The 7,675-nt window shown below is 60.9% G+C and carries 9 protein-coding genes and 1 tRNA gene; 7 read left to right on the forward strand and 3 right to left on the reverse strand.

Going from position 1 to position 7,675, the window contains the following annotated elements; genetic code table 11:
• Window positions 1–245 precede the first annotated feature (245 nt).
• On the forward strand, window positions 246–842 hold the full coding sequence (locus AC1DUU_RS20260) for an imm11 family protein (RefSeq protein ID WP_476785194.1): 597 nt from the start codon (window positions 246–248) through the stop codon (window positions 840–842).
• Window positions 843–894: 52 nt separating this feature from the next.
• Here the strand turns inward: AC1DUU_RS20260 and ade are convergent, their stop codons facing one another.
• Entirely contained in the window at window positions 895–2,706 is a 1,812-nt protein-coding gene (ade, locus tag AC1DUU_RS20265; RefSeq protein WP_476785195.1) for an adenine deaminase, read from the reverse strand.
• 597 nt (window positions 2,707–3,303) lie between these two features.
• Here ade and AC1DUU_RS20270 point away from each other — a divergent pair.
• The 5 genes from AC1DUU_RS20270 to AC1DUU_RS20290 all read left to right on the forward strand — a co-directional run bounded on the left by AC1DUU_RS20270 (window position 3,304) and on the right by AC1DUU_RS20290 (window position 5,397).
• Window positions 3,304–3,388: transfer RNA gene (locus AC1DUU_RS20270), tRNA-Leu, on the forward strand.
• A gap of 31 nt (window positions 3,389–3,419) precedes the next feature.
• On the forward strand, window positions 3,420–3,572 hold the full coding sequence (locus AC1DUU_RS20275) for a hypothetical protein (protein WP_476785196.1): 153 nt from the start codon (window positions 3,420–3,422) through the stop codon (window positions 3,570–3,572).
• A 68-nt stretch (window positions 3,573–3,640) separates the two neighbouring features.
• Window positions 3,641–3,925, forward strand: a complete 285-nt coding sequence (locus AC1DUU_RS20280; RefSeq protein WP_476785197.1) for a hypothetical protein — start codon at window positions 3,641–3,643, stop codon at window positions 3,923–3,925.
• A gap of 15 nt (window positions 3,926–3,940) precedes the next feature.
• Window positions 3,941–4,594 carry a SphA family protein gene (locus AC1DUU_RS20285; protein ID WP_476785199.1) on the forward strand — a complete coding sequence of 218 codons (654 nt, stop codon included), beginning with the start codon at window positions 3,941–3,943 and terminating at the stop codon, window positions 4,592–4,594.
• A gap of 563 nt (window positions 4,595–5,157) precedes the next feature.
• Window positions 5,158–5,397, forward strand: coding sequence for a DUF2188 domain-containing protein (locus AC1DUU_RS20290; protein WP_476785200.1), 240 nt, complete (start codon window positions 5,158–5,160; stop codon window positions 5,395–5,397).
• A 77-nt stretch (window positions 5,398–5,474) separates the two neighbouring features.
• Here AC1DUU_RS20290 and AC1DUU_RS20295 read toward each other — a convergent pair whose 3' ends face one another.
• Both AC1DUU_RS20295 and wrbA read right to left on the reverse strand, forming a co-directional pair.
• Window positions 5,475–6,284: an alpha/beta fold hydrolase gene (locus tag AC1DUU_RS20295; protein ID WP_476785201.1), complete on the reverse strand. Its 810-nt coding sequence runs from the start codon at window positions 6,282–6,284 to the stop codon at window positions 5,475–5,477.
• 53 nt (window positions 6,285–6,337) lie between these two features.
• Entirely contained in the window at window positions 6,338–6,967 is a 630-nt protein-coding gene (gene wrbA / locus AC1DUU_RS20300; protein WP_280223391.1) for an NAD(P)H:quinone oxidoreductase type IV, read from the reverse strand.
• A gap of 185 nt (window positions 6,968–7,152) precedes the next feature.
• Between wrbA and AC1DUU_RS20305 the strand changes: the two genes are divergently transcribed.
• Window positions 7,153–7,675, forward strand: a 523-nt coding sequence (locus tag AC1DUU_RS20305; protein WP_476785198.1) for a competence/damage-inducible protein A, incomplete at its 3' end; no start/stop codon positions are given.

The raw sequence follows: 7,675 nt of genomic DNA on the forward strand, positions 1-7,675 counted from the left end.
AGAAAGAACTGGTCTTCAGTCGATCGCAGATCGGCGCCCATCATGTCTGGATCGACAAGTTTATCGTGATGCCGACGCCGGCAATCAGCGAGACGCTGAAAGCCGCCTTGGATGCAGCCGGCATTACCGGCGCGCACTATCAGCATTTTCCAGAGACGGACTGACTATCCAATTCTATGATTTCGCAAACTCCGGCGAAGAATTGCTCAAACACTTGGGAGCCGGTCGACGAGCAAGGGTGTTGAATGGTTTGTTTTCTCAGTCACGAGAACAAAGAAACTTACAGCTACATTTACCGCGCCTTGGATGGGGACGTTAGCAAGATACAAGCTGCTGATCTGACGCGAGATGCCGGCGTTCGAATTCGACCCGGCTACTCGTATTACGGCCGACAGTTCGAGGAGACATACATCCCCACSAAAATYGARCTCWCAGGGCCYARGCGGCWGATTCCGGATYTCTACGACGCCTTCTGTTTGTCCGTGAGCGCMAAGGTCAAGGACGTCATCGAAAGTTTCGAACCYGATGTCCATCAGTTCTTTCCGATCGAGATTGTATGGGAAGATGGCGGCCATGCCGCCGACCGSTTCTGGTTCGTTCCYTGCAATCGCCTGGAYACMGTCGATCGCGCSAAAACGACGTTCGARTTTCGCAAYSTCTGGTWCCTGGACGGCAGCAAGAARGAACTGGTCTTCARTCGATCGCAGATCGGCGYCCATCATGTCTGGATCGACAAGTTTATCGTGATGCCTACGCCGGCTATCAGCGAGGAACTGAAAGCGGCCCTGGATGCGGCCGGCGTCACCGGCGCGCATTATCAGCATTTTCCCGAGACGGATTGAACTAAAGGCGAGCGAGGGCCCGGGCTGCTGGCCCCCCTTGCGCTGATCACCCTCAAAGAAACAGGTCGACCTTTTCGAAGGTCGTCACATCGACCAGACCGACGTCGGAAATCCTGAGTTCCGGAATGACCACCAGCGCCAGCAGCGAATGCTGCATGTAGGCATTGTTAAGGCTGCAGCCCATGTCGCGCATCGCCTGAACCAGCTTGTCGGCCTTGGCGGCAACGATCTCGGCGCGTTCGTCCGACATAAGGCCGGCGATCGGCATCTCGACAAGTGCAAGTTCCTTGCCTTCGGAGAACAGCACCACGCCGCCACCGACCTGCCCTAGCCGGTTGGCGGCCAGCGCCATGTCGGCCTTGTTGGTGCCGACGACGATCATGTGATGGCTGTCATGCGCGACCGTCGAGGCGAGCGCGCAGTCCTTCATGTAGCCGAAGCCTGAGACAAAGGCGTTGGTCACAGTGCCGGTGCCGCGATGGCGCTCGACGAGCGCAATCTGGCAAACGTCGTTGCGGCGGTCCATGGCGACCAGACCGTCCTCGACGGCGAGATCGGCCTCCAGTGCGCGCGTCGGTGCCTGGTTCTCAATCACGCCGATGACACGCACGCGCACCTCGTTTGCGCCCTCCGGTGCCTTGATGTCGAAATCGACGGCCTTGAGCTTCTTGCCCAGCTTCACCGTCTTCTTGGCATCGGCCGGATAGGCGTAGGCGGGAATGTCGATGTCGAGCTTGCCGGCCTTGGCGACCCGCACGCCGCGCGCATAGACCTCGTCGATCTTGAGTTCGGCCAGGTCCGAGACGATCAGCACGTCGGCCAGCCGGCCCGGTGTGATCGAGCCAAGCTCGCGCTCGAGGCGGAAGTGCTGGGCGGTGTTGATCGTCGCCATCTGGATCGCCGTCACCGGCTTCAGCCCCTGCTGGATGGCGTGGCGCACGACGCGGTCCATATGCCCCTCATGAACCAGCGTGCCGGAATGGCTATCGTCGGTGCATAGGATGAAGCTGCGTGGGTCTATGCCCTGCTCGGTCACCGCCTTGATCTGGCTGGCGACATCGTACCAGGCGGAACCAAGCCGAAGCATCGCCTTCATGCCCTGACGCACCCGGGCGATTGCGTCTTCGGCGCGCGTGCCCTCGTGATCATCCTCTGGACCGCCTGCGACATAGCCGTGGAACGGCAGGCCAAGATCGCGGGAAGCGTAGTGCCCGCCCACCGTCTTGCCGGCTTTCACCGTTTCGGCGATCTCGCCCGACATGACCGGATTGTTGGCGGCGACACCGGGGAAATTCATCACCTCGCCCAGGCCGATGATGTTTTCCCAGGTCATCGCCTCGGCAACGTCCTCGACCGTCAGTGCAGCACCCGCATTCTCCAGCCCAGGCGCCGAGGGCACGCAGGACGGCATCTGCACATGCACGTTGATCGGCATGGCGAGTGCCTCGTCATGCATCAGCCTGACGCCGGGCAGGCCCAGCACGTTGGCGATTTCGTGCGGGTCGATGAACATCGAGGTCGTGCCATGCGGGATCACCGCGCGGCAAAACTCGGTCACCGTCACCATGCCGCTTTCGACATGCATATGCGCGTCGCACAGGCCGGGCACGAGATAGCGCCCGCCGGCATCGACAACCTTGGTGCCCTGGCCGATGGCGTGGCTGGCATTCGGACCGCAATAGGCGAAGCGGCCGGCAATGATGGCAACGTCGGTGCCGGCGAGGATCTCGCCCGAATGGACATTCACCCAGCGGCCGTTACGGATGACGAGATCGGCCGGCCGTCGGCCCATGGCGACATCGACCAGAAGCGGTGCGGTCTCGGTCCAGGGGCGCGGCTTGGCGAAATTGGTCTTGCTGGGCATTTTCGGGGATTCCTGAAATTCTTTCACGTAACTGTAGCGGAAGCGACGGCGGAATACAGGTCCTTGCCGGGTGGAAGGATTTTTCTCACATCCTCACCCGGCGTTCAGATGATAGGCGCGCTTCCCCGCCCACCAGCACTGCAAATCGTGTATGGAGGACCAAAGCCGCGCGACTCGCGGCGCTCTGGAACGGCGGACCCCGATGGCAATCAAATTCACTGAAAAGACAACCATCGCGGCAAAGCCGGCTCCCACCAAGGCGGCTTCCGTAGCGACGGCGCCGAAGGACGTAGCGAACGACACCCCGAAAAAGCCTGCCAAAAAGGTTGCTCGAAAGGCGCCGAAACCAGCTACGGCGGAATCCCCATTGCTGCCGCTCGATGCCAGCCAGGCAAGCGACCTCCCAGAAGATCCAAGCAAGGCTTAAGCGCAGCCCTTGTCCCAAGCCGTCTGTGCCGACTGTTTCACCACGGCTGACGCTGCTTGTGCAGGACGAATACACACAAGTGCCGGGCTCCATTTTCTGCGACGCGCAAGTGACACAAGCGATTGCCGGGGACTTGCAATCTTGCCCGGCTGCTTTACCAGTCGGGCCAAGCGGACGTGGCGGAACTGGTAGACGCAAGGGACTTAAAATCCCTCAGCCTAGGCTATGCGGGTTCGATTCCCGCCGTCCGCACCAGATTGAAATCGTTACCTTAGTCGAGATATCGATGCATGCGCCACGCCTTGGGGCCGCCACGCTTGGCAACGAGCGCGGCTTTGGCTGGGCCGGCAATGCGAGCGACCGCATCAAGCCTGAAGTGCACGGCATGTCGACAAAGCCATGGGAATCAGGAGGAATGCCTAGCAACGGCGAACCGTGATACTCTGATTATCGGGGAATTCCCGGCACATCCGTTCGCGAATGCCGGGCGCATTTGGAGAGGGACAAATGACCAGATCGGTTTCATGGCTGTTCGCTGCCGTGTCGGTCCTAGCCGCCGCCATCCCTTCCGTTCAGCAGGCGGGGGCCACCGAGGCAGTTGGCGGACGCTACATTCCCGGCGCCTATGCCCGTCCTGGCGCGGGGATTGTGCCGCCCGTGCCGGGCGTCTACTGGGACATCGCGAACGTTTATTATCATGGCGAGGCAAGCGGCAACGTACCATTTGGCGACAACCAGGTCGCGCTTGGCCTGAAGGCCGACATCTGGACCACGGCACTTGCGGGCGTCTAAGTTCCCAAACTGGACCTGCCCGGCAACTGGACCTACGCCGTCCAGGGCGCTCTACCGATAGGCTGGGTCAGGGCCGAGGCAGACGTCGGTCCCTTTGCATCGGTGGACGAAGTCACAGGATTGGGCGACATCGCCTTCGCGCCGATTTTGCTGGGCTGGCACAACGACGCCATGAATACCTTCTTCTCGACGTCGCTGACGATAACCGCCCCGACCGGTGAGTGGGAGAAAGGTGCCCTCGCCTTCATCGGCCTGAATAACTGGACTTTCACGCCGGCGGTTGCCTTCACATATCTGGTGCCCGAGCACGGCCTCGATTTGTCGGCCAATTTCGGTGTCGACATCAACACCAAGAACACCGCCACCGACTACTACAGCGGCGCGATGGCTCATCTCGATCTAGCCGTCACCAAGAATGTGACCGCGAATTTTGCCTTGGGCGCGGTCGCGGGCTTCCTCTATCAGTTCGAGGACGACCGCAGCACGTTCGCCGACGCCCATGACGGCTTCAAGGGCCGCTCGATAGGTCTGGGGCCGCTTGTCAGCTACAAGGCCAAGTTCGGTGAAAACACCGAGGTCGATTTCAAGCTGAAGTGGGTCCATGAGGTCGATGTCAAAAACCGCATGAAGGGCGATGCTGTCTTCTTCGACGTTGCCGGAAAATTATGATACCTGGCCGACACGATGGGTTGTCCCTCGGCTGAGTTGGGCATCCATTGCGTGTGTTCGAAAAAACCAGTCTCTCAACCCAGGAGATGTGGGTTCGATCCCCATCCACACCATGAAGACGGCTTCGCTCGCTTGATGCGCCGCGAAACGCCGTGATTCGTGGCAAATTTGCCACCCCTAGGTATTTTCGCAACGTCAACCCCACCCTCAAAAATTGCGGAGCGTTTCGGACTGAAATACAACTGGGCCGGGTGGTGAGTGAGTGGGGAGTTGCGTATGCAGTACAATTGGGAACGCGCGCCATATTTTTGGGAAAAACACCGTAGCGCCTGTTACGGGCTCGCAGCCGCGATATGCGGCCTGTGGATCGTGCTCTACACGGTGCCGCTCTGACCAAGTCTCGAACAACTGCTGTCGATCTTCGCCGCGCGATGCAACCAATCGGCCCCGGCAACGTTTGAGCCGGAATGACCGCCGTCGAGGCGCCGGACAGTCGTTGTGGCTGTGGTGGATGCCGAGGCGCTGGTGGCCAAGGACATCGCATCCTTCAGCGAGGGAAAATGATGGCAAAGCTCTTCTATGAAGTCGTGCAGCACGACGGCGGCTGGGCCTACAAGGTAGGCGGCACTTTCTCCGAGACGTTTCCCAACCATGAAGACGCCCTGCGCGCCGCTGAAACAGCGGCCGCCGAGCAGCGTGTCTCCGGATCAACCGACGGCATCCAGTATGAGGACAGCGAAGGCCGTTGGCACGACGAGCTTGCAAAGGGCGACGACCGTCCGGACACGGAAGTTTCGGATTAGCGGCATCTACCGCAGGGATTTCACGGCTCACTGCGTTCGAAGCGGTGCAAATGCTGGAACGGCATTTGCAACGACGCCTATGAAAAGGCTTTTGCAGCGGTCCGCCTGATCAAGACCGCAACCCGCTCCGGCTCTATGAACTGCGGCATGTGGCCGAGCCCCTCGACCAGATCGAGTTCCAGATCGCCGATGCGGCCTGCCAGCGACTGACCGTTCAGCCGGTAGTCGATCACGCGATCGCCCGTGCCGACGAGCACGCCCACCGGCACCATGATCTCCTCATAACGTGCCTCGACGCCGCCAAGATCCCGTTCGATCGCCACAAGATCGGCCGAAGTTGCATAGATGTGGCTGGGCCGAAGGCCGGCCAACCCGCCACCTGATATGCCATAGTCCTTGGTCGGCTGCTGCGGCCCGAAAACGAAGGCAAGCGTCTGCGGCGCATATTTGAGAGATGTCGGCACCCACACCGTCTGTGCCATGAGATGGCGCAGCAGGGGCGAGCGAACATAGAGCGACCTGAACTCCGGCCGCAACTCATCTTCAAGATGGGTCAGCGGCGACAGCAGGACCAGCCCGGAAACGGCTTCGGGATGTTCGAGCGCCAGCGTCAGCGCCACCGCGCCGCCGAGCGAATGGCCGACGACCAGCGGCTTTTGCAGCCCCAGCTTCTCGGTGAAGCGCAATACCAGTTCGGCTTGCTCGCTCAGGCTGCCGGCGAAATCCGACGGTCGCGCCGAATAGCCCGAACCCGGCCGGTCAAGTGCTACCAGCCTGAAATCGCCGTCCAGCTGCGAAAACAGCGTACCGCGGAAGTGGTGCAACTGCCCGCCGAGCCCATGGATGAACAGGATCGGCCTGCCCCGCCCTTGCTCGACATAGTGGATGCGGTGCGACCTTGAGGCCGCCCGTTCACAAAAATCACTTTACTTGAAGGCTGTTAGGCAACTTCCTTCACAGCGTTCGAGCCCTTGCCATGCAGGCGGATGGCGATCTCCGCCACGCGCTTGCCCTGGAAGTGGGCGCCTTCGAGCTCCTGTGCCGAAGGCTGGCGCGAGCCGTCGCCATCAGACGTGGTGGTCATGCCGTAAGGCGCACCGCCACGGACCACGTCATTGCCCATCTGGCCCTGGTAGGCGTAGGACAGCGGCACGATCACCATGCCGTGGTGCTGCAGGTGGATCTGGGCATTGATCAGCGCCAGTTCAGCGCCGCCATGCTGGGTTGCGGTCGAAACCATCACCGAGCCGACCTTGTCGAGCAAAGCGCCCTTGGCCCAGAGCGGACCGGTCTGGTCGAGGAAGTTTTTCATCTGCGAAGCCATGGTGCCGTAGCGGGTGGCGGTGCCGATGATGATGCCGTCATAGTCGGCCAGTTCGAGCGGATCAGCGATCGGCGCTTCCTGGTCGAGCTTGTAATAGGCAGCCTTGGCGACACCCTCGGGCACCAGTTCGGGAACGCGCTTGAGGGTCACCTCGGCGCCACCAGCACGTGCGCCTTCGGCAGCGGCTTTCGCCATCTGCTCCATGTGGCCCCAGCTCGAATAGTAGAGAACAAGAATCTTAGCCATTTCATCACTCCAAAACTCGGGAAATCTCGCGGCGCCATCTTGGGTCGGCGTCTGGGGAGAGATGTAATGCAAAGCCCGTTCAATGAAAGCGGTCCAATGCGTGACGCATCGTTCACAGAATGGCGACTATTGCTCGCTTGCGCTGCCGGCGCTATCTGACGAGGGCCCACAATGGAGCTTTCAACATGGCCGACATCGTCACCGCAGCAATGGTCGTCATCGGCGACGAGATCCTGTCTGGCCGTACCAAGGACAAAAACATCGGCCACCTCGCCGAGATGATGACGGCCGTGGGCATCGACCTCAGAGAAGTGCGTATCGTGCCCGACGACGAGGACGAGATCGCCGCTGCGGTCAACGCCGTTCGCGCGCGCTACGACTATGTCTTCACCACCGGCGGCATCGGCCCGACGCATGACGACATCACCGCAGACTCGATTTCCAAGGCGTTCGGCGTGCCCTGCGAATACGACACCCGCGCCTATGCCATGCTGGAGGCCAACTACGCCTCGCGCGGCATGGAGTTCTCCGAGGCGCGCAAGCGCATGGCACGTATGCCGCACGGTGCTGACCTCATTGAAAACCCGGTGTCTGTAGCGCCCGGCTTTCGCATTGGCAACGTCCATGTCATGGCCGGAGTGCCCTCGATCTTCCAGGCGATGCTCGACAACGTCATGCCGACGCTGAAAACCGGCACCAGGCTTTTGT

It is taken from the genome of Aminobacter sp. P4_H6_2, assembly GCF_056400805.1.

Bases quoted from the DNA above. Each gene is read 5' to 3' on its own strand.
- ade (WP_476785195.1), bottom strand. From the start codon at position 2,706: ATGCCCAGCAAGACCAATTTCGCCAAGCCGCGCCCCTGGACCGAGACC.
- AC1DUU_RS20275 (WP_476785196.1), top strand. From the start codon at position 3,420: ATGCATGCGCCACGCCTTGGGGCCGCCACGCTTGGCAACGAGCGCGGC.
- AC1DUU_RS20280 (WP_476785197.1), top strand. From the start codon at position 3,641: ATGACCAGATCGGTTTCATGGCTGTTCGCTGCCGTGTCGGTCCTAGCC.
- AC1DUU_RS20290 (WP_476785200.1), top strand. From the start codon at position 5,158: ATGGCAAAGCTCTTCTATGAAGTCGTGCAGCACGACGGCGGCTGGGCC.
- wrbA (WP_280223391.1), bottom strand. From the start codon at position 6,967: ATGGCTAAGATTCTTGTTCTCTACTATTCGAGCTGGGGCCACATGGAG.